Annotated in this window: 20 protein-coding genes and 2 other annotated features; all 20 genes read right to left on the bottom strand. The window is 32.9% G+C overall.

Translation table 11 applies throughout. From position 1 onward, the window contains the following. Positions 1 to 148: 148 nt before the first annotated feature. The 20 genes from recA to ABWU86_RS00435 all read right to left on the bottom strand — a co-directional run bounded on the left by recA (position 149) and on the right by ABWU86_RS00435 (position 21,619). Entirely contained in the window at positions 149 to 1,201 is a 1,053-nt protein-coding gene (gene recA / locus ABWU86_RS00530; RefSeq protein ID WP_293793509.1) for a recombinase RecA, read from the bottom strand. Positions 1,202 to 1,293: 92 nt separating this feature from the next. Further along, on the bottom strand, positions 1,294 to 1,758 hold the full coding sequence (locus ABWU86_RS00525; RefSeq protein ID WP_353320881.1) for a nicotinamide-nucleotide amidohydrolase family protein: 465 nt from the start codon (positions 1,756 to 1,758) through the stop codon (positions 1,294 to 1,296). Between the two features lie 45 nt (positions 1,759 to 1,803). Next, positions 1,804 to 2,391, bottom strand: coding sequence for a CDP-diacylglycerol--glycerol-3-phosphate 3-phosphatidyltransferase (gene pgsA, locus ABWU86_RS00520; RefSeq protein ID WP_293793507.1), 588 nt, complete (start codon positions 2,389 to 2,391; stop codon positions 1,804 to 1,806). A 50-nt stretch (positions 2,392 to 2,441) separates the two neighbouring features. Then, positions 2,442 to 3,296 carry a helix-turn-helix domain-containing protein gene (locus ABWU86_RS00515; protein ID WP_353320878.1) on the bottom strand — a complete coding sequence of 285 codons (855 nt, stop codon included), beginning with the start codon at positions 3,294 to 3,296 and terminating at the stop codon, positions 2,442 to 2,444. A 78-nt stretch (positions 3,297 to 3,374) separates the two neighbouring features. Beyond that, positions 3,375 to 4,631, bottom strand: a complete 1,257-nt coding sequence (gene yfmH / locus ABWU86_RS00510; RefSeq protein WP_353320876.1) for an EF-P 5-aminopentanol modification-associated protein YfmH — start codon at positions 4,629 to 4,631, stop codon at positions 3,375 to 3,377. Beyond that, on the bottom strand, positions 4,621 to 5,895 hold the full coding sequence (gene yfmF, locus ABWU86_RS00505) for an EF-P 5-aminopentanol modification-associated protein YfmF (protein ID WP_353320874.1): 1,275 nt from the start codon (positions 5,893 to 5,895) through the stop codon (positions 4,621 to 4,623). The genes yfmH and yfmF overlap by 11 nt, the downstream gene beginning before the upstream one ends. Positions 5,896 to 5,906: 11 nt before the next feature. Beyond that, positions 5,907 to 6,767, bottom strand: coding sequence for an amino acid ABC transporter substrate-binding protein (locus ABWU86_RS00500; RefSeq protein WP_353320872.1), 861 nt, complete (start codon positions 6,765 to 6,767; stop codon positions 5,907 to 5,909). A 4-nt stretch (positions 6,768 to 6,771) separates the two neighbouring features. After that, positions 6,772 to 7,410, bottom strand: a complete 639-nt coding sequence (locus tag ABWU86_RS00495; RefSeq protein ID WP_353320870.1) for an amino acid ABC transporter ATP-binding protein — start codon at positions 7,408 to 7,410, stop codon at positions 6,772 to 6,774. 15 nt (positions 7,411 to 7,425) lie between these two features. Next, a complete protein-coding gene (locus ABWU86_RS00490; RefSeq protein WP_293793500.1) occupies positions 7,426 to 8,064 on the bottom strand; it encodes an amino acid ABC transporter permease in 639 nt (212 codons plus the stop codon). Positions 8,065 to 8,106: 42 nt separating this feature from the next. Further along, positions 8,107 to 8,330 (bottom strand) — a binding site (T-box leader). A gap of 43 nt (positions 8,331 to 8,373) precedes the next feature. After that, entirely contained in the window at positions 8,374 to 9,177 is an 804-nt protein-coding gene (minD, locus tag ABWU86_RS00485; protein ID WP_353320868.1) for a septum site-determining protein MinD, read from the bottom strand. Next, positions 9,177 to 9,848, bottom strand: coding sequence for a septum site-determining protein MinC (locus ABWU86_RS00480; RefSeq protein WP_293793498.1), 672 nt, complete (start codon positions 9,846 to 9,848; stop codon positions 9,177 to 9,179). The genes minD and ABWU86_RS00480 overlap by 1 nt, the downstream gene beginning before the upstream one ends. 33 nt (positions 9,849 to 9,881) lie before the next feature. Continuing rightward, entirely contained in the window at positions 9,882 to 10,400 is a 519-nt protein-coding gene (gene mreD, locus ABWU86_RS00475) for a rod shape-determining protein MreD (RefSeq protein WP_293793496.1), read from the bottom strand. Between the two features lie 18 nt (positions 10,401 to 10,418). Next, positions 10,419 to 11,264: a rod shape-determining protein MreC gene (gene mreC / locus ABWU86_RS00470; RefSeq protein ID WP_293793493.1), complete on the bottom strand. Its 846-nt coding sequence runs from the start codon at positions 11,262 to 11,264 to the stop codon at positions 10,419 to 10,421. Positions 11,265 to 11,320: 56 nt separating this feature from the next. Next, positions 11,321 to 12,322, bottom strand: a complete 1,002-nt coding sequence (locus tag ABWU86_RS00465; protein WP_293793492.1) for a rod shape-determining protein — start codon at positions 12,320 to 12,322, stop codon at positions 11,321 to 11,323. Positions 12,323 to 12,501: 179 nt separating this feature from the next. After that, complete coding sequence (locus ABWU86_RS00460) at positions 12,502 to 13,812, bottom strand: bifunctional folylpolyglutamate synthase/dihydrofolate synthase (RefSeq protein ID WP_353320864.1); 1,311 nt, start codon at positions 13,810 to 13,812, stop codon at positions 12,502 to 12,504. Between the two features lie 55 nt (positions 13,813 to 13,867). Further along, positions 13,868 to 16,528: a valine--tRNA ligase gene (locus tag ABWU86_RS00455; RefSeq protein WP_353320862.1), complete on the bottom strand. Its 2,661-nt coding sequence runs from the start codon at positions 16,526 to 16,528 to the stop codon at positions 13,868 to 13,870. A 38-nt stretch (positions 16,529 to 16,566) separates the two neighbouring features. After that, positions 16,567 to 16,779: a binding site (T-box leader), on the bottom strand. 45 nt (positions 16,780 to 16,824) lie between these two features. Then, the gene (locus ABWU86_RS00450; RefSeq protein ID WP_293793489.1) at positions 16,825 to 17,322 is read right to left on the bottom strand and encodes a peroxiredoxin; all 498 of its coding nucleotides are present in this window, start codon (positions 17,320 to 17,322) and stop codon (positions 16,825 to 16,827) included. Between the two features lie 105 nt (positions 17,323 to 17,427). Beyond that, entirely contained in the window at positions 17,428 to 18,645 is a 1,218-nt protein-coding gene (gene thiI, locus ABWU86_RS00445) for a tRNA uracil 4-sulfurtransferase ThiI (RefSeq protein ID WP_053949853.1), read from the bottom strand. Positions 18,646 to 18,660: 15 nt separating this feature from the next. Beyond that, on the bottom strand, positions 18,661 to 19,809 hold the full coding sequence (locus ABWU86_RS00440) for a cysteine desulfurase family protein (protein WP_353320859.1): 1,149 nt from the start codon (positions 19,807 to 19,809) through the stop codon (positions 18,661 to 18,663). A gap of 100 nt (positions 19,810 to 19,909) precedes the next feature. Beyond that, positions 19,910 to 21,619 carry a septation ring formation regulator EzrA gene (locus ABWU86_RS00435; RefSeq protein WP_353320857.1) on the bottom strand — a complete coding sequence of 570 codons (1,710 nt, stop codon included), beginning with the start codon at positions 21,617 to 21,619 and terminating at the stop codon, positions 19,910 to 19,912. Between the last annotated feature and the right edge of the window lie 39 nt (positions 21,620 to 21,658).

Here is a 21,658-nt window from a genome sequence, read left to right as displayed (position 1 = left end):
GGCTTATTACACCTCCACATCATCTAATGTTAATTAAATTTTTTTATAAGTGCATATACGTGTGCACTACTATATTTTAAATTTTACTTAGTGAAGTGTCAACACATCATATTTGTTTTTGGCAAAAATAAAAAAGCCTCGCGGCTTTTTATTCTTCACCAGTATCTAAACTAGTTTGTTCTGCTGATTCATCACTGGTTTCTGGAACATCTTCACCCATTCCATATGCAGCACGAACCTTTAAGTTAATTTCTTCCATTTTATCTGGGTTTTCCTTCAAGAATTGCTTAGCGTTTTCACGACCTTGACCAATTCTTTCGTCGCCATATGAGTACCATGAACCAGACTTATTAATGATGTCTTGTTCTACGGCCATATCAACAAGTTCCCCAGTTTGAGAAACACCTTCACCGTACATGATATCAACTTCAGCACGTTTGAATGGAGGAGCTACCTTATTCTTAGCAACTTTAATCTTAGTTCTGTTACCAATAATATCAGTACCATCTTTAATTTGTTCAGCTCTTCTAATTTCTAGTCTAATAGTTGAGTAGAACTTAAGGGCACGTCCACCCGGTGTAGTTTCAGGGTTACCAAACATAACCCCAACTTTTTCTCTAATTTGGTTAATAAAGAGTGCAATGGTTTTAGTTTTGTTAATTGAACCTGAAAGTTTACGAAGAGCTTGTGACATTAATCTTGCTTGTAGACCAACATGCGCGTCACCCATTTCACCTTCAATTTCAGCTCTAGGAACTAAAGCAGCAACTGAATCGACAACAACGATATCGATTGCTCCACTTGATACTAAGGCATCACAAATTTGTAATCCTTGTTCACCAGTGTCAGGTTGTGATAATAGTAAATCATCAATATTAACACCTAGATTAGTTGCATATACTGGATCCAAGGCATTTTCAGCATCAATATAAGCTGCTGTACCACCTTGTTTTTGTACTTCGGCAACTGCTTGAAGTGCAATGGTAGTCTTACCAGAACTTTCTGGTCCATAGATTTCAACAATTCTTCCTCGTGGGAATCCACCAACACCTAAAGCATTATCTAACGCTAAAGATCCGGTTGGGATAGTTGAGATTCTTGTATCCCCTCTATCACCCATTCTCATAATAGAACCTTTACCGAATTCTTTTTCAATTCGTTTTAAGGCTCCATCTAGAGCTGCTTTTCGTTCATCAGCCATTAATTTGACCTCCCTTTAATAACTATTCGATATTTATACTATACTAATCTATCTTTAAAAAAGCAAGTAAAAAAGAACAAAAGTTCGCATTTTTATTTTACGTGTAATTTTAACAAATCAAGTGCTTCAGCAACAGATTGTTCCCTAACCTCTTGTCTTGTTCCTTCAAAGTGACACTCTTTTACAGACTGCATTCCATCATAATCTAGTCCAATAAATACAGTTCCTGACAGATGTCCTTCAAGTCCATCTGGACCAGCAACACCAGTAAATGAAACCCCAATATTAGTTTTCATTATTTGTTTAGATTGTTGTGCCATCCAAATTGCAACTTCACTAGAAACAACTCCACAAGCTTGGATAATGGGTTGCGGAATTTGTAATAGACTTGCTTTAGCCTCATTAGAGTAAGTCACAAATCCTCCTGGAAATATCTTAGATACCCCTGCTACATCCCCAAGAGTCGCTTGAAATAATCCAGCAGTGAGACTTTCTGCTGCTGTAATAGACTTATTTTGTTCAATTAATCTATTAATTACTGACGTGTCAAATTGCATAAAATTACGACCTTTCATTATAAAGATACGTTAAAAATATTGTTTTTATTTGAATGAATCTTCAAAAATAAATCTACTTTTTACAAAATATTCAATTCCAGAGTAAATAGTGAAAATTAAACAAACGTATAAAATGATTGTTCCAAAACCAATTGTTGTGAATGGAACATATAGGAAGTCATTTAGCAGTAATAAAATGATTGAGATCATTTGACTAAATGTCTTTATCTTACCTGGCCATGCAGCGGCGATTACTTCACCATTATTTTCAACCACGATTAGTCTTAATCCAGTTACTGCTAATTCACGGCACACGATTATAGCTGCCACCCATGCTGGTACAAAACCAAATGAAACTAAAATAATGAATGCTGACATCACAATCATTTTATCTGCAAGCGGATCAGCAAATTTACCAAAATTGGTTACTAGGTGTTGTCTTCTTGCGATTTGTCCATCTAAAAAGTCAGTAATACATGCTGCAGCAAATATTAGTGCTGCCACAATTCTTGTTACTTGAATACTAGTTCCTAACCAGATAACAGTTCCCATATTGATTGAACATGATAATAGAATAATGAAAACCGGAATTAATAAAATTCTTACAATTGTTAATTTATTAGGTAAATTCATGTTTATCCCCCATTTTTTAAATAAAAAAAGGCTTTAATAAGCCCCTTTTTTTATTTCTTAAAAGTAAATGTAATTTGTGTAGTTAATGGTGTCTTTTCATCAAGCTTAACAGTTGTTCCGTTAATCATAATCTTTGAACCCTTAACGTTACCTAAGGAAATGACAACATTAGAAGTGTTTTCAGGAACATCAACTGTTTTCTTTTCCCCAGAGTTTTGAAGACCTTGGAATAATGACTTGTTATCAGCCATGATTGATGACCATGCTCTAGCAGAAGCTTCAAGAGTGATTTTGTTGGTCTTTTGTCCAGTAACTTCGTATTTAGTAGTGCTTACTTCTTTAACTTTAGTTTCAGTTGATTGATCATCTTTTGACTTATCAGCCTTTTTACTTGATGAACTAGCTGAACCAGAAGATTCAGATGAACCAGTTACAGAGACTGAACTACTACTAATACTTGTTTGTGAAGAATTATTAGTATGAACAACAACAGCCCATACCCCAAAAACAACTACCAAAATAGCAACGATGATTCCAAAAGTTGGTAATAGTTTACGGAAAGATGATTTTCTTTCAGCTTTGCTACGACGTGCAACCTTCTTGTTTACATCGTCCTTTGAAACTTTTTCAGCATATTCTTCGCTTTGAGTATCAGGCAAGCTTTCATCATGTTCATTCAACAATTCAATTCCGTCGATTCCGACAGTATCAGCGAATTGTTTGATAAAAGCTCTAACATAAAATTCCCCAGGTAGTTCTTCAAAGTTACCTTGCTCAATAGCTTCTAGATAATGTTTTTGGATTTTGGTAATCTTTTGAATGTCATCAATAGACATATCTTTTGCAATACGCGCTTCTTGTAGTGATTTACCAATTTCTACTTGTTTTCCATTATTATTTTGCATAGGTATTACTCCACTTATTTATTATTTTATATTTATAGTATATCATACCATACCCAATAATCTAAACCGCGTTATCATTTATTTTTGAGGTAAAATGATATTTTTCACCATAAATTCTTCTTTTAATAACATTTTACCATAGTAAATTATGTCACTTAATTGCAAAGATTTAATAATATCGATTTCATCATACAAGTTACGATAGTTATGATCCTTATCGTTAACACTGTTTGATACTGCTTCAATTGAATTCATCATTGAAATATGTTGACCAATTTCTTCTCTCTTAATCAGTTCAAATTCATCATTCAATTCTTTAACAATATCTTCAAAACCAAATAGAACTTTTGAAATTTCTTGATAAAAACTATCTATATCATCAGTTTCACCAGCAAAGATTGCATAATTAAATTGATCTTCACAATCAAAATCGAAGCCAAATGAATCATCAATAATACCTTTGTTATAGAGGTTTTCATATACTTCTGATCCTTCTGAAAGCAGCATTTGTAATAATAGTGAAATTGATAATTCATATTTGATATCGTTATTAAATTCGCTACTACCTTTAATTCCAATTGCTACTTTAGGTATGCTAACATCCATTTCTTCCGTGGTTTCTTTAACTATATCGTTAGATTCAATTAGTGTTTTATTAATTGATCTTACGTTTGGAGAACTCTTTTGCTTTTGATTATCAATGACCCATCCTAATGTTTCATCAGGATTGATATCTCCTACAATGGTAAGTTGCATGTTATTAGGTTGATAGAAGTAATTATATGAATCGTATAAATCATCTTTAGTTATCTTATTAATTGATTCTTGACTACCTGCAATATCAACATTAAGTGGTGTATCGGGATACATATTTTGAATCGTTTTGAAAAATAATACCGAACCAGGATTATCATCATACATACTTATTTCCTGTCCAATAATCCCTTTTTCTTTTTCAACTTTTTGTTCATCAAAATAAGGATCTTGAACAAAATCAAGAAGTTCCATTAAGTTGTCATGAACATTATCAGTTGTTGCAAATAAATAACTAGTTTTATTGAAGTTAGTAAATGCATTTGATGATGCCCCATATTTAGAAAAAACATCCATTGAATCATGATTTTTCTTATCAAACATTTTATGTTCTAGAAAGTGAGCAATTCCTGCTGGATATTTTTTTCCATTAATCGTGGTATCAATAGAACCATAATTGACTGAAAAAGTAGCATAAGTTTTATGATATCCAGATTTGGGGATCATCACTACTGATAAACCATTTTCTAATTCATCAATATAAACTTTATCGCCATATTGTTGATAATTTTTAATCTCCACTTTTAATCCGCCCTTCTAAAAAGAAAATTGAATTTAATTTTAACTTTCTAGCTACCCTAGCTATATCCGAAACGCTAACCAATAAAACAGATTGTTTCCATTCTGCAAAGGAAACTTTTCTATTTAATAAAGTGTTAGTAAATTCTTGTTCAATACTTTGTCTAGGACTATCTAAAACGGACTTCTTAGCGTTTATCATTTCAGCTTTAATACTGTTCAACGTATCTAAATCAATATTTCCGTTGATCATTTCATTTAGTTGTTCCTCAACTATATCAATAACCTTTTGATAGTTTCTGGCGTTTATTCCTGTAGATACCATTAAAAATCCATTAATTGAGCTATAACTGCTACTTGCGCTATAAGCTAAACTATTCTTTTCTCTTACATTTTTAAATAATTTTGATTGTGGGGTTCCACCAAAAACAGCATTGAATAAGACTGCCGCCATAAACTCATCGTCATCATAAAAAACAGGCAGTCTATATCCCATGTTTAAATAGCTTTGTGAAGAATTAATTTGTTTTTTGACAACTTCAACTTCTTTATTAACAGCAAAGTCAGATAAAGATATAATTCGTCTTATCGATGACTTTTGTCCAAACTCAAATGATTTAAATAAATCTAGCATATTTGATTCGTTAACATCCCCGATAACAGATATTTTAACGTTATCGTTTGCCATTACTTCTTGATAATAATCATACTCTTCCTTAGCTGAGATATCGTCATAATCATCTTCTCGGCCATACAAGAATATCCCGCGATTGATATCATTTTTGAAGAATAATTCTTTTAACTTAGTGGAAGCAAAGAACCGCTTATTATCAGCGATCGAAGAAACATACTTCTTCATATTTTTTCTTTGCAATTCAAACGTTTTTTCATCGTAACTTCCATCACTAACTAACGGGTGGAATAATACACCTTTTAAAAATTCAATTGCTTCATTTAGTATATTTTCTGATGAATCAAAAAATTTTGGATTAGGAATGCTCAATGAAATTCTTAAAACTGATAAATTTCCATATCTCAAAACATTAGTCCCAAAAGTTGCTCCATACATTGATGAAAGCTTTCTAGCTAATTTAGATTGAGTTGAATAATCTTCATTACTAATTTCCATTAATTCAGCTAAGACAGCACGTTTAGCTAAATTTTCTTTTTCATTTTCTGCAATTAAGTCTACAGTAAAGGAAATAGTTTTAAATTTATCCTCAGGAATAACATTTAATTCCACTCCATCATTAATCGCTATATTCATCAAATTCACCTCTACTTAGTTTGCTTAGTTATTTTTAAAAGTGGTGTTCTATAATTTTTACCGAACCATTTTTCACAAATCTTTTTAAGTTCTCCGGATTTAGCTAGTTGTTTCAAAGCGATATTAATCTTATTTTTTAATGTTTTATCGCCTTTTCTAATTCCGACACCAAATTCTTCTCTTGGGAAAGCACCTGTTACAATCTTGTAATCATCTGGATTAGGTTGGTGTGCAATGTAATAGTTAGCATAAGTGCTATCAATTAATAATCCACTAATTCTACCGTGATTCAAATCAATGAATGCATTAGTAAAAGAGTTATACAAAATTGGTGATTGATTCTTAATATACTTTCTCAATAATTGCGGTTGATCATTTATATCATTTAGTCCGGACGAACCACTTTGTGCTCCCAAATATTTGCCCTCCATATCACTAAATTTATTAATGTTAGAAGATTTAAGAGTTACTAATTCTTGGTCATTGGACAAATATGGTGTACTAAAGTTTACCACTTTTTCTCGTTCTGGAGTAATCGAAAAACCATTCCAAATTAAATCAATCGTTGTATTGCGAAGTTCTGTAACGTTCATGGACCAATCGATTGGTTGAAATACTGCTTTAATTCCATATTTCTTAAATACAGCGTTAGCTAAATCAACATCAAATCCAGTGATTTTTCCACTCTTGTTTTCAAACCCCATTGGAACAAAAGTAACATCTAGACCAATAGTAATCTTTTTGCTTTGCTTAATTCTATTCCAATTATCGTAATGATCTGCTCTTTTAGTAACCGAAGAACAACCAGTTAGGATGAAGATAGTTAACAGAAGAATTGTGAATATGCCACTATATCTTATCTTTTTCGACATTATACTATTCCCCCTCTTTAAATGGTTTAACTTCTTTCACCTTATCAGCAACTTGTTTAGCAAATGACATATCGTGAGTTACCACAAGCTGTGTTATTTTTTGTTGTTTTAAATCTAATATAATCTTTCCAACTTCTTCACTAAGTTTTGGATCCAAAGCAGATGTTGGTTCGTCATAACAAATAATCTTAGGATGCATTGCTAATGTTCTAACAATTGCCACGCGTTGTTTTTGTCCACCGGATAATTGATATGGGTATAGTGTTTCTTTTCCAGTTAAATCTAGTTTATCAATTAACTCTTGAGCCTCTTTTTCAGCTTCATCTTTTGATTTTTTCAAAACTAATTGTGGAGCTAAAATAATATTCTCAATTACCGTTAGATTAGGGAATAATCCAAAATCTTGGAATACAACACCAATAACAGATTGAGTTGAATCTGATGGATCAATTTCTTTTCCATCTAAAATAAACTTACCAGAATCCGGTTGTTCTAATCCAGTAATACATCTAAGTAAAGTTGTTTTACCAGCACCTGAAGGTCCAACGATACTTAAAATTTCATCATCATCTACTGATAAATCCATATCCTTAATAATTGTTTTACCTTGAAAACTCTTATTTAATTTACTTACTTTAAACATGACTATTCCCCCTTTCTATCTCCAGTAATCAAAGTGTTGTTCTAATTTACGTAACGCAATAGTTAATATCGCAGTTAATGCCAAGTAGAATATAGCAACTAAAATCAACGGTACTAATGTAACGTCTCTTGCTGTGGCGATATTACCAGCTTGTAATAAGTCGCCAATTCCAATTACATAAACTAGTGATGAATCTTTAACTAAGTTAATTACTTCATTTCCAATTGATGGTAAAACGATTTTTACGACTTGTGGAATAATTACTTTGCGTAAAGTTTGCCAACGACTCAATCTAAGCATCTTAGCGCTTTCAAATTGATTATTTGGAATTGATTGAAAACCACCTCTAAATATTTCAGCGAAATATGCTGCGTAGTTTAATGTAAATGCGAATAATGCTGCTTCAAATCTAGGAAATACAATTCCAATAATTGGTAACCCGTAGAAAATAAAAATAAGTTGTAATAATAGCGGTGTTCCACGCATGATCCAGACATAGAATTCAAAGATTAACTTGATAATACTTTTTCCAGTCAATGCTAGTGAAACAATAATTCCCAACGGAATTGATAGTACAATTGTTAAAACAAAAATTTCTAAAGTAGTTACTACCCCAGAAAATAATGAAGGTAATATTTCTAATATATATTGCATCTTTAATCCTCCTTAATAAAAAAACGCCCTTTTGGCATTTGCCAAAAGGACGTTTGAAAACGTGGTTCCACCTAATTTCCTATTTTGTTCACACAAAATAGCTCAATGAGTCATAAGACTCGCAGATAACGGTTGCACCGGTTTATTCCTAATTACGTTCAGAATAACAACTCACAGGCGTGAACGTTTATGTAGAATACCTATTTCTCAGCTACATAGGCTCTCTACGATTCATCCATAAACGAATTCCTGATCAAAGTTTTAATGTTAATAGAATAACTTATAATTATCATTTAATCAATAATTATATTAATTACGTTTAAATAAGTGCTTAAATTTATCCCAAGTACTTTCTTTTGAAGCATCAATTTTCATTAAAGGAACAGTTTCTCCTTCAAGTCTTCTAGCTACGTTTCTGTATCCTTGAGCAGTTGGATTATCAGGGTTCATAACAATTGATTCACCATGGTTAGAAGTACTAATTACCTTATCATCATCTAAAATGATTCCTAATAAATCAATTCCAAGATGAGTGGTAATTTCATCCACATCCATATAGTTATCATCGTTCATTAGTGACTTTCTAATACGGTTGATAATTAGTTTAGGTGTTTCTTGTAATGGATGTTGTTCTAATAAACCAATTACTCTATCAGCATCACGAACTGCTGAAATTTCAGGTGTAGTAACAACAATCGCACCATCGGCACCTGATACAGCATTGATAAATCCTTGTTCGATACCGGCAGGACAATCAATAAATACATAATCAAAATCAGGTTTTAATTCGTCAACGATACTTTTAACTTGTTCTTCATTTAAAGCAGTTTTATCAGTATTTTGTGCAGCTGGTAATAGGTATAACAAATCATCGAAACGTTTGTCTTTTACCATTGCTTGAACTAGCTTTACTCTTCCAGTTGCCACATCAACGATGTCGTACATAACACGATTATCTAATCCCATTACAACATCTAGATTTCTCAAACCGATATCTAAATCGATTAAACAAACTCTTTTACCCATCATTGCTAACGCAATTCCGACATTTGCACTTGAAGTTGTCTTACCAACTCCACCTTTACCTGATGTAATTACAATGGCTTTTCCCATTACTCAATACCTCCAATTCGATTAAAGAACTTAGGATTAATCTCTTTTAGATTTTTTATTTTACCATAGCTTAAAACATGTAGATCATTTACATATACAACTGTTTTTTCAGAGTCTTCAATTGGCTTATCAGAAACAATATCGTATTGTTCACCCACGCGAACTTGCTGAGCAGTATGTAAATTACCAATTATTAGCTTACTTTCATCATCTGGAAATCCTGCTTGAACGATTCCTTCAACAATTCCCATATTGTAAATATTTCCAGTAGCAAATAATTTACCACCTTCATGGATTTTACCAAAGAACAAAACATCACCATCGATGTTTACTTCTTGACCATTTCTTATGACTCTACTCATAACATCAACGTTATTTTGCGCCATAATCTTTTGAGATTCTTCTTTGGTAATAACATTAGTTAAAAAATTGCCAATTTCTAAATTGTCATATTCCTCAACTAACTTAATAATATCATTTTTAGCTCCATCTGACATTAATCTATTACCTAATTGAACATTTAAACTAAGCTTGTTACTGTTTTTCTTACTTTCTTCGCTAAGATCCTCTAAAAGTTGTTTTAAATCAACAAGTATCTCTCTAATACTTGCAGTTTCTTTTAAAATTAACTCATATCCATCTTTTGTTCCTTTAAGTACTACTGATTGCATTTAATTAGATACTCCCTCTTATATCATGTTTAATTATTCAATTCTATCGAACAATACTCCCACTGGAATAAATAAAATCATAAAAATAATTAGATTGAATATTAAAGTAGGAATCATTGCATGGATTATAAAATAACTACCAGAATAGTTTGTTGCATGCATTAATCGATTTAAACCAAACGAAAGCATATTAATCAAAATTACATTTATTCCAAATGATAAAATTCCCATTAATACGTTTGTTGGTAAGTATTGGTATAATTTCTTTCCGATATAAATAGCCAATGGAAAAATTATAACATTAACACCAATGATTCCAGTATAGAACAAATCGAAGACTAACCCGATTATAGCTGCCCACATCTCAATATGCTCATTGGTTCTATTTATAAAGTACATTCCAAAAAAAAGCCAAATGAAAGTTAGATTAGGAACAAAAACAAAATTACCAAATAAAAGATGACTAAAGATTAATGAAATTGATCCATCAAGAAAAAACGCGATGAATAAACCAATTATAAATACATATCTAATTGGATAATACTTTTTCATGCTTAATCACCTCAAAATTTATTTATTAACAACGGTAACTACTTCTAAATCGTTCATATCGGCAGGTGTTTTTACATACACTTTAGTAGCAGTTCCAAAATCATCACTTGTTACTTTTGCAATTTTACCAATGTAAATTCCCTTTGGTGTTAATCCACCTAAACCATTAGTAGATACCTTATCATTCACTTTAAGTTTCACTTTTGTATTCAAATGACCAATGATTAATTGACCAGTCTTTCGATCATACCCGTTAATAATTCCATTTACGACTTGACCGCTAGAATTAATTGCTTCAACAGAGAACTTATCATCAGAGTCAACAGTATCTGAGATTAATTCAACTTTACTGTTAGTGTTATTAACTTCAATCACTCTTCCGATAAGTCCCTTAGCACCTAACACAGACATATTCTTTTGAATACCGGCAGATTTACCTTTATTAATTACAAATTGATTTTGCCATGCAGAAGGTGTTCTAACCAATACTTCAGCAACAATTGGGTTGTAGTCAGTTAATCCATCTTTGATATCTAACTCACGTTTTAGCTGACTGTTTTCTTTTTGTAATGCTTGGTCTCTCACCTTTGTAGCAGTTACAGTTTCCACTTGTGCTTTTAGTCTTTGGTTTTCTTTATATGTGTTAATTAAATTATTAACAGTTTCACCTGCATGTCTTAACGCATTAGATGGTCCTGAAACAGTCCATCCCACAATTCCAACCACGTCATTGCCGAATCTTTGAATAAATGGTGGCATTGATTTCTTATTTCTAGTGGATACAGAAAATGAAATAAATGCTAAACAGATAATAAAAATCACAGCAAATGTCATCCATTTTCGATTGGAGAAAAATTTTCGCATAATAAGTCCTCCGAACTAGCAAATAAGCGGGAAGATATCCTCCCCGCTTATCTAAACTATTTTCTCTTCATAATGTCGATGCTCTTTAGTGATTCACCAGTTCCGATTGCAACACAATCAAGCGGGTTATTAGCAATTGAAACAGGAACCTTTGTAGCTTCTGAAATAACTTGTGGTAAGTTCTTTAGTAAAGCTCCACCACCAGTTAAAACAATTCCATGATCAATAACATCAGCTGAAATTTCTGGTGATGTTTCTTCAAGGGTTTCCTTTACAGTACCAATAATTTCTTGGATTGGTTCTGCAATTGCTCGAGCAACATCTTCAGCAGTAATTTCGATACTCTTTGGTAAACCTGTTAATAGGTATCTACCTCTGATAGTAACATTTTCCATGTTCTTAGCTTCTTCAACTGAAGCTGAACCGATTTCCCATTTTAATCTTTCAGCAGTTCTTTCACCAATTAAAAGATTGTAGTTCTTACGAATGTATGCAGCAATGGCATCATTCAAACGGTCACCAGCAACACGTAGTGATCTACTTGAAACAATTCCACCTAATGAAATTGTTGCAACATCAGTAGTTCCACCACCAATATCAACAACCATGCTACCTTTTGGATCCATAATAGGAAGACCTGCACCGATAGCAGCAGCAAATGGTTCTTCAATTACGTAAGCATCCTTTGCTCCAGCAACACGAGTTGCATCAATAACGGCTCTCTTTTCAACGGCTGTAATTCCACTGGGTACACAAACCATTACATATGGTTTTCCTGAGTTACCCACAGCTTTGTTAATGTAGTATTTTAACATTGTAACAGTAGTTTCATAATCAGCAATTACACCGTCTTTCATAGGTCTAATAGCAGAAATACTTGCTGGAGTACGACCAATCATATCTCTAGCTTCTTGTCCAACTGCAACAATTTCTCCAGTTTTTGTGTTTTTAGCAACAACTGAAGGTTCTCTTAACACGATTTCTTTACCATCTACATAGACGATTGTGTTAGCAGTACCTAAATCGATACCAATGTTTTTAGTTCCAAATCCAAACACAGTTTTTCATCCCTTCATAATACATTTGGCTGGCTATTTTTAATTTCACCTTTTTAAATATACATATTTAAATTCACTTTATCAGTATACCATAGTTATTTCTTTATTTTAATAACATCCTCTAGTGTATACGATTTTACAATATTTATCATTAAACTTTTTCAATTTTAATGATTTTTTTATTCATTTGTAAATAACTTTCTGACATCAGATATGAAATAAAGTGATCCAGTAACCAATATCATGTCATCATCGGATACTTCAGATGCAACAGTCGCAATTGCTTCATGCCAATCATCAATCACTTGTACATCATTTTTGGCTTTAATCGAACTAGCGATTTCATCAACATCTACACTTTGTCTACTTCCGTAAGCTTCAAACTTAGTTAATACCAGATGGGCATTGTTTATTGACCCAATAATGTTTAGCATCTCCATATAACTCTTATCAGATAAAATCCCAATAATAATGTATATTTCTGTGCCATTAAAATAATTTTTAATTAGTTTCTTTAATTGATTCATCGCGTCAACATTATGGGCTCCGTCTAATACTACTAATGGTGATTCATTCACTCTTTCAAATCGACCTGGCCAAGTTGTTTTCTTTATTCCTTTGGTAATTACATCCCTGCTTGCATCTTCATTAGCGAATTCTTTAAACAAGCAATACGCTTTGATAGCACAGGCAGCATTATGTGATTGATATTCTCCCAACAATTGTGATTCTAATTTTCTAATCACAATTTGATTATCTTCATAATCAAACGTCTGCGTCCATCTATTGGTATTTTTTAAGTCACTAATAGTGAATTGATTTCCAAAAGAATATAATGAAGATTTTGTATTATTTGCTTTTGAAATAAAAACTTCCATTGCTTCATCTGATACATTTCCGACCACTACGGCACGATTTTCTTTAATTATTCCAGCTTTTTGTTCAGAAATTTCTCTAATTGTATTACCTAAAAGTTGCATGTGATCCATTCCGATAGTAGTTATAACTGAAACAATTGGAGTAATCACATTTGTTGAATCCAGAATTCCGCCAATTCCAACTTCGACAATCGCCACATCAATTGGTTGTTGCGAGAAGAATAAAAACATCATTGCGGTAATTATTTCAAACTCTGTTGGTCCATCTTCTGCTAGTTCTGCATCCAATTTATCAACAATTGGCTTAATCGTTGCCACTAAATCAACTAAATCATCATCAGAAATTGGTTCACCATTAACACTAATTCGTTCGTTGAATCTAGTTATGAATGGTGATGTAAAGGTTCCGACCGTTTTCCCTTCAGCCATAAAAATGTTTTTTAAATATGATACTGTTGATCCTTTACCGTTAGTTCCACCTACATGGATTATTTTTAACTTCTGTTCAGGATTACCAAGTTCTTTTAAAAGTCTTTTAATTGTATCTAAATTAGCATGTTTTTTGAATTTATATCTACCATGAATAAACGCCAATGCATCTTCATAATCCATTGTTAAATCACCATTCTTTCAAAAAAAGCCGGGCATCAATCCTCCCGGCTCTTTTCTATTTTTGACTTTTAATTTCTTCTAGTCTTTGTTTTGCAGCTTCTAGTTTAGATTGGTTATCAGATTGCTTTTCTTTTTCAGCATTAACAACGTCTTCTGGAGCGTTATCAACAAATTTTTTGTTTGATAGTTTCTTTTCAGCACGTTGTACTTCAAAAGTATAAGTTTCGATTTCCTTTTCAATTCTAGCGATTTCTTCATCAAGATCAACTAGCTCTGCTAAAGGAATACTGATTTCAGCATCTGTAATAATACCAGTCATCGCTAACTTAGGAGCAACGATATCTGATCCAATTGATAATTCTTTTGGATGACAGAATCTATCAATGTAATGCTTGTTTTCATTGAAGATATTCTTCAAGTCTTCATTATCAGTCTTAATTAATAAGTCAATTGATGATGACATTGGTGCATTAGCTTGTGATCTGATATTTCTTACTACCTTAATTAACTCAATCAAAGCAGACATATCTTTTTCAGCTTTAGCATCATTGAATTCATCATGGTTTACAGGATATTGTGAAACCACAATTGATTCACCTTCATGAGGCATTGTTAACCAAATCTTTTCAGTAACAAATGGCATCATTGGATGCATTAACTTAAGAATCTTGTCCAGTGTGTATGCAAGAATGTTTCTAGTGTTGTCTTTAGCTTTGGCATCATCACCTGTAAGTGTTTCTTTACTCATTTCGATGTACCAATCACAGAAGTCATTCCAAATGAAGTCATATAGTGCACGACCTGCTTCACCAAAGTTATACTTTTCAAATTGATCAGTAACTTGGTTCACAACACTGTTTAGCTTACTTAAAATCCATTTATCTGCTAAGTTCCATTCTGATGAATCAGGAAGTTCTGGTTTTTCCATATCTCCTAAATTCATAATTACGTAACGACTGGCGTTCCATAACTTGTTAATGAAGTTCCATGCAGATTCAATCTTTTCATAGCTAAATCTTACGTCTTGTCCTGCAGTATTACCAGTAGCTAAGAACCAACGTAAAGCATCAACACCATACTTATCGATAACATCCATTGGGTCAATCCCATTACCTAGAGACTTACTCATCTTACGACCTTGTGCATCACGCATTAGTCCGTGAAGTAAAACATCCTTAAATGGTCTACGGTCAGTAAATGTAAGACTTTGGAAAATCATTCTTGATACCCAGAAGAAGATAATGTCATATCCAGTAACTAAAGTATTAGTTGGGAAGTAACGTTTGAAGTCTTCTGAATTTTCATCAGGCCAACCTAAAGTTGAGAATGGCCATAATGCTGATGAGAACCATGTATCTAAAACATCAGGATCTTGTTCCCAATTTTCAACATCTTTAGGCGCTTCCATTCCAACGTACATTTCACCAGTTTCTTTGTGGTACCAAGCTGGAATACGGTGACCCCACCATAATTGTCTAGAAATTACCCAATCATGAATGTTGTCCATCCATTGAGTAAATGTATTTTCAAATCTTTCAGGAACAAAGCTAACCTTGTCATCTGTTGATTGATTTTTAACTGCTTTATCAGCAAGTGGTTGCATTTTAACGAACCATTGAGTTGATAGTCTTGATTCAACTTGAACTCCGGTTCTTTCTGAATGACCAACAGAGTGAACGATTGGATCAATCTTTAGCATAAATCCTTGTTCTTCTAAGTCAGCTACCATTGCTTTTCTAGCATCAAAGCGGTCCATACCGACGTATTTACCGGCATTTTCATTCATTGTTGCGTCACCATTCATGGTGTTAATACGTTTCAAATCATGACGATTTCCGACCTTAAAGTCATTAGGGTCATGGGCTGGTGTAATCTTAACCATCCCTGTTCCAAATTCAGGATCAACATATTGGTCAGCAATAATTGGAATTTCTCTATTAACTAGAGGAACCATAATCTTCTTACCAACAATATCTTTATATCTTTCATCACTTGGATTAACAGCAACTGCAACGTCACCAAACATAGTTTCTGGACGGGTAGTAGCAATTTCAATGTAGTCTTTACCATCAAAGGTAGTTCCATCAACAAATGGGTATTTAACATGGTAAAAGGCACCTTGGTCATCCTTATGAATAACTTCGATATCTGATAAAGCTGTTTGAGCTTGTGGATCCCAGTTAATGATATATTCACCACGGTAAATTAATCCTTGGTTGTATAAATCAACGAAGACTTTGCGAACAGCATCAGATAAACCATCGTCTAAAGTGAATCTTTCACGAGAATAATCTAGTGATAATCCCATTTTAGCCCATTGCTTCTTGATAGTTGCAGCGTATTCATCTTTCCATTCCCATACTTTATCAACAAACTTTTCACGGCCTAAGTCGTAACGTGAAATACCTTGTTCTCTCAACTTAGCTTCCACTTTAGCTTGTGTAGCGATACCAGCATGATCCATACCAGGAACCCAAAGAGTGTCATATCCTAACATTCTCTTTTGTCTAATTAACATATCTTGTAATGTTGTATCCCACGCATGACCTAAATGTAGCTTACCAGTAACATTTGGTGGTGGTAAAACGATTGAATATGGTTTAGCCTTTTTGTCACCACTTGGTTTAAAGACGTCTTGTTCTAACCATTTTTCATAACGTCCAGTTTCAACGTCATTATGGTCATATTTAGTTGACATTTCTGTTTCTTTTGCCATTTGCTTTCCCTCCAGTAAATAAAAAAAGCACCTCATCCTAATAGGACGAAGTGCTCGCGGTACCACCTAATTTAAAGTATTTACATACTTTCTCTTAACCAGTTAACGATGGCCCGTTCATATCTAAATTATCAAAATCAATATGAATGCTCACAAGTTACCTTCACCTAAATTACTGGAAAGATGTTTCACCTAATCATCTTTTCTCTATATCGCAGAACTTAGATTACTCTCTTGATCTTCGCATTTAAACTCTATACAGATTATATTAGACAATTTTTAGCCAACCGTCAACTCTATTTATTTAAATTTTCAACTACATCAAGTGCTTCGTTAAAATCAGGTTGTGAACCAATTTCTTCAACAACTTGACGGTAAACGATTTCGCCGTTTTCATCAATAGCAAAAATCATTCTTGCAAGTGCGTCGATGTCCTTAACATATGTTCCTGAAGCCATTCCAAAGTCGTTGTCAGCATCTGAAAGTAAATGCATGCTTTCTACACCTTTAGCAGCACACCATTCGCTTTGTTCTTCAACAGTGTTTTTTGAAATAGTATAAAAATCAACGTTTTCGTACTTATCTGATTTTCTGTTAAATTTCTTTGCTTCTAGACTACATGCACGTGAGTTCACATCAGGAACAGTTAAAATCAATGCTGGTTTACCCTTAAAATCAACATTAGTAAATGAGTTACCCTTTGCATCTAATACAGTAAATTCTGGTAAAGCTTCCCCTTTTTCCATTGGTTCTTTAATTGTTTGGACTGGTTTTTCTAAAAATTTTAATTCCATTTTAAATTCTCCTTAGTTATGACTTACTAGTTAAATAAAATACAACTTACACGATTAAATTGCAAGCAAAAAAGCTATCTAAGGATTAGATAGCTTTTTGATTAATTATAGTAGTTCAGCGAATACATCTTCTTGAGCATTCAAGAATTCTTCCCCTGGTTTGATATCAATGATTTGTACTTTTTCTAATGATCTTTGCATTAATGCTTCAACATCAATTAACTTTTCACAAGCTCTGGTCTTTTCCAAATCAGGTTTAGTTTTTGGTGCAGGTGGTGTAAAGACAGTACAACAATCTTCAAAAGGCATAATTGATAAATCATAAGTATCAATTTTTTCAGCAATCTTGATGATTTCAGTCTTATCCATTGAAATTAATGGTTTTAATACTGGTACAGTTGTAACGTCATTAATAGCCATCATGCTTTCCAATGTTTGTGAAGCCACTTGACCAAGTGATTCACCAGTGAAGACACCTTTACAATGTCTATCTAAAGTTAGCTTAGCAGCTAATCTTAGCATCATTCTTCTTTGAATGGTCATCAAGTAACCTTCAGGAACCTTTTCTTTAATTTCTTCTTGAATTTCAGTAAAAGGAACTTGAATGAACTGAATGTTTCCACCAAAACGAGTTAACTTACCAGCTAATTCTTTTGCTTTTGCTAGTGCTTGTTCACTAGTATATGGAGGACTGTAGAAATGAATCATGTCTAATTTAACTCCACGTTTCATCCCCATGTAAGCTGCAACTGGAGAGTCAATTCCTCCAGAAAGCATCATTGTCGCACGTCCACCAGTACCAACTGGAAGTCCTCCTGCTCCAGGAATTGTTTCGCTTGATAAGAAGATTCCATTCATTCTAACTTCAACTCGAAGCTTAATGTCAGGATCTTTCATTTGAACTTTAATTCCCTTAACATTTTCTAAAATATATCCACCCAAGGCATCATTGATGTCATGAGTATCCATAGGAAAATGCTTGTCTTGACGACGAGTATCAATCTTGAATGTCATCCCATCCTTAAATTGATTACTAATCATCTTTACAGCCATTTCTTTAACAGCTTCAATGTCTTTATCAACTTTAATTGATGGTGAGAAGTTTTCAATTCCAAACACGTCTTTTAATCTTTCAATTACTTTATCAGAGTCATCCCCGTTTAAAGTAACATGTAAACGATCTCGTTTAGCTGAAACCTTCAAGTTTTCAAAATCATGTAATACTCTATCAACGTTTTTACCTAATTGCTTAATAAAGTCTTTACGGTTTTTACCCTTTGTGGATAATTCACCGTATCTAACCATTATTTCAGTGTATTGCATTAACGGATTTCCTTTCTAAGAGTTAATCTTTTTAAATCTTTCATATAATTCATCAAATACTTCGTTAAATTTATTAGCTTCTTCTAACGAATTATGTTCATCCAAAGATATTCTAACAGCGCTTGTTGATTCATCCTCATCAACTTTCATAGCTGATAAGGTACCTGAAGCAACATGTCTTTTAGAAGAACAAGCACTTGTAGTTGAAATGTAAATTCCAAAGCTCTCAAAAGCATGAACTACAGTTTCGCCACGTACACCTAAAATTGCGAAACAAAGAATGTGTGGCGCAAATCCTGTATTATCCTTTGAGAAAATTTTGACTTTATCAAATTGAGAAATATGACTTAGAATATTTTGCTTGATTTCAAGTTGTTTTGCAACCTTTTTGTCTTGATCATCAAGTAATAAACGAACCGCTCTTGCCATTGCAGCAATCGCTGGTAGGTTTTCAGTACTACTTCTTAAGTTTCTTTCTTGGCCACCACCCGTGATAAGTGGCGCAATCTTTTTACCGCTTCTTTTGTACATAAAGCCAACCCCTCTTGGAGCGTGGAACTTATGTCCAGAGAATGTCGCAAAGTCAACACGATCATTAAAAATTAAGTCGTGGATTCCTTTACCAATCCCTTGTACGGCATCAATATGATAACTGATATTAGGGTAGTCTTTTAAAAGTTCAGCGACTTCTTTAATGGGTTGAATAGTCCCAATTTCATTATTAACAGCCATAATGCTAACTAAAATTGTAGAAGGTCTAATTGCTTTTCGTAAATCTTCTACGGATATTCGACCTTCGTCATCAACTGGTAGATATGTGGCTTCAAATCCTAATTGTGTTAGCTGTTCAATTGAGTTTTTAACCGCAGGATGTTCAACAGCGCTTGTGATAATGTGATTACCATAAGCTCTTTTTTCCATTGCAGTTCCCTTAATGGCCCAATTATCACCTTCCGTACCACCACTTGTGAATAAAATTTCACTAGGTAGCACTCCTAGCAACTTCGCAATTTGTGATCTAGATTGTTCCAATAAGTTAAATGATTGTTCACCAAATTGATGTAAACTAGATGGATTTCCCCAAAAATCCTTACTTACTTTATCATAAGTCGCTACTACAGAATCATCTGGTTTAGTAGTTGCACTATTGTCAAAGTATATCATTATTACCCTTCTTCATTTTTTTATTTGTCCGACTTAGCTATATTAGACATTATAACAGAAAAAAAGAAGTAACGTTTAGATCTAAACGCGTTACTTCTTCTTATTTAGTGTTGTTTTTTTCATCGTAATATTCTGTTTCAATTTGCTTATATGCACCTGGGTTAACTTTTTCAATTGCAGCTGCAATTGTTGCTAAACTCTTTTCGTATTGGAAACGAATATCAAAGTATTCTTTAGCCTTAGCGCATGCTTCGTCAATTTCAGCATTATCATTACGATATCTATTAGCGTATTGCATTAATCTTTCAGCTAACATGGCACTATCAACGATATTATCTGTATCATGAATTAAATCATTCATTGAATCAGAAATGTTAGCTAGTTTTTGGTTGATTTCATCCATACTAATCTTAACTTGATTAATGGATGATGAAAGTTTTTGAACATCGTTATATACATAATCATAACGTTCCAAGAAATCTTCTGTTAGACCTGGAAGATTTAAGTTATCAATTCGTCTTCTGATTGTTAATAACTGTAAATCAAATTTTTGTAAGCTATCTCTAGCTACTCTTTCTTCTTCACTCAAATCTGCAACAGAGTCATTAATATCTTTTTGACGTTTTTCAATCGCACTTAGTTCTTGCTTGGCATCTTGTTGATGTCTTTGAATAACAGAATAAACAGCCTTCTTGTTAGTAATAGTTTCAGCATCTTCATTGTAGATACTTTCAATTTGTTCAATTTTATCAGATAGTTCATTAGCATCTTCTAGTTCATTATGTTCTAAATTGTAGTTTTTGCTTAATCCATCTAATTCTTCTAGCAAGATTCTATTTTGGTTCTTTGCATGAAAAATGTAATCATAAATCAAACTAAGATTCTTTTTAACCTTACGTTTTGAAACGATTTCTTTTTCCATAAGTTCATATAATGAGTCAATAGTATCTTCAATGTATCTACTTGTTTTCTTAGTTTCGGGAATATCCAAAGTACTTAGAGAATTCAATCCATCTTGGCATGCTTCCTTAAGCGCTTTTAGTGTTTCTTCAAATTCATCATCAATAAAGTTGTAATCTGTTTGAATCATAGTACTATGGCCACGATCAATTTCATCTAACTGTCTAGGGAATTCCTTTGATAGCGCAGCATATGTATCAGGGATTAACTTCATTAAATCATCTAATTCTTGGATTGAAACGTTAATTTGGTCCAATAATTTTTCTGATTTGTCTTGGTCACCATTTTCAGTTGATTCTACAAATTCGTCATATACTTCCTTGATAGAATTTAGCTTATCTTCAAGTTTTTCACTACTTGGTCCAAATGAATAATTTTGTGCTAGCAATTGTTGATTGATTTCTCTTAAAGTTGATTCAATATTATCAACTGCTTCTCTATGTTCTGAATCAAGAGTTTGTAATTGCAATAATCCTTTTTCTACGTTATCAATCACTTGTTCAGTTCTTTTAAGATCTTCGATAATGTCAGTAACTAATGCATTTGCTGATAGTAATTTAAAACTGCTGGCATATCTTCTAGCCTCATCTAAATCACGTTGGATAGATAATAATTCAGTGTTAAAAATCTTATTATATTCATCTTTATATTGATTAAAATGATTGTATGATTCACCATTTAACTTGATTTTAGAAGTAGCTTCAAGCGAATCCCCTACTGTTGAGTCGGCGATTTGATTTTTGTGTGATTCAACATCATCTATTTTTTTAATTAGACTATTTTTGTATATAAATGAAGCTACAAATATAACCAAGATAACTACTATCCCAAGAATTACCAAATCAATCATTTTTATATCTATCCCCTTATTTTTGTATTATTGTATTTT

Source organism: Apilactobacillus pseudapinorum (assembly GCF_040369555.1).
Classification (GTDB): Bacteria; Bacillota; Bacilli; order Lactobacillales; family Lactobacillaceae; genus Apilactobacillus.
Note: the sequence above shows the minus strand (reverse complement) of the source record. Positions and strands in the feature narration are given on the sequence as shown.

Coding starts and splice junctions, on each gene's coding strand:
- recA (WP_293793509.1), bottom strand. CDS start 1,201: ATGGCTGATGAACGAAAAGCAGCTCTAGATGGAGCCTTAAAACGAATT.
- ABWU86_RS00525 (WP_353320881.1), bottom strand. CDS start 1,758: ATGCAATTTGACACGTCAGTAATTAATAGATTAATTGAACAAAATAAG.
- pgsA (WP_293793507.1), bottom strand. CDS start 2,391: ATGAATTTACCTAATAAATTAACAATTGTAAGAATTTTATTAATTCCG.
- ABWU86_RS00515 (WP_353320878.1), bottom strand. CDS start 3,296: ATGCAAAATAATAATGGAAAACAAGTAGAAATTGGTAAATCACTACAA.
- yfmF (WP_353320874.1), bottom strand. CDS start 5,895: ATGAATATAGCGATTAATGATGGAGTGGAATTAAATGTTATTCCTGAG.
- ABWU86_RS00500 (WP_353320872.1), bottom strand. CDS start 6,767: ATGTCGAAAAAGATAAGATATAGTGGCATATTCACAATTCTTCTGTTA.
- ABWU86_RS00495 (WP_353320870.1), bottom strand. CDS start 7,410: ATGTTTAAAGTAAGTAAATTAAATAAGAGTTTTCAAGGTAAAACAATT.
- ABWU86_RS00490 (WP_293793500.1), bottom strand. CDS start 8,064: ATGCAATATATATTAGAAATATTACCTTCATTATTTTCTGGGGTAGTA.
- minD (WP_353320868.1), bottom strand. CDS start 9,177: ATGGGAAAAGCCATTGTAATTACATCAGGTAAAGGTGGAGTTGGTAAG.
- ABWU86_RS00480 (WP_293793498.1), bottom strand. CDS start 9,848: ATGCAATCAGTAGTACTTAAAGGAACAAAAGATGGATATGAGTTAATT.
- mreD (WP_293793496.1), bottom strand. CDS start 10,400: ATGAAAAAGTATTATCCAATTAGATATGTATTTATAATTGGTTTATTC.
- mreC (WP_293793493.1), bottom strand. CDS start 11,264: ATGCGAAAATTTTTCTCCAATCGAAAATGGATGACATTTGCTGTGATT.
- ABWU86_RS00460 (WP_353320864.1), bottom strand. CDS start 13,812: ATGGATTATGAAGATGCATTGGCGTTTATTCATGGTAGATATAAATTC.
- ABWU86_RS00455 (WP_353320862.1), bottom strand. CDS start 16,528: ATGGCAAAAGAAACAGAAATGTCAACTAAATATGACCATAATGACGTT.
- ABWU86_RS00450 (WP_293793489.1), bottom strand. CDS start 17,322: ATGGAATTAAAATTTTTAGAAAAACCAGTCCAAACAATTAAAGAACCA.
- thiI (WP_053949853.1), bottom strand. CDS start 18,645: ATGCAATACACTGAAATAATGGTTAGATACGGTGAATTATCCACAAAG.
- ABWU86_RS00440 (WP_353320859.1), bottom strand. CDS start 19,809: ATGATATACTTTGACAATAGTGCAACTACTAAACCAGATGATTCTGTA.
- ABWU86_RS00435 (WP_353320857.1), bottom strand. CDS start 21,619: ATGATTGATTTGGTAATTCTTGGGATAGTAGTTATCTTGGTTATATTT.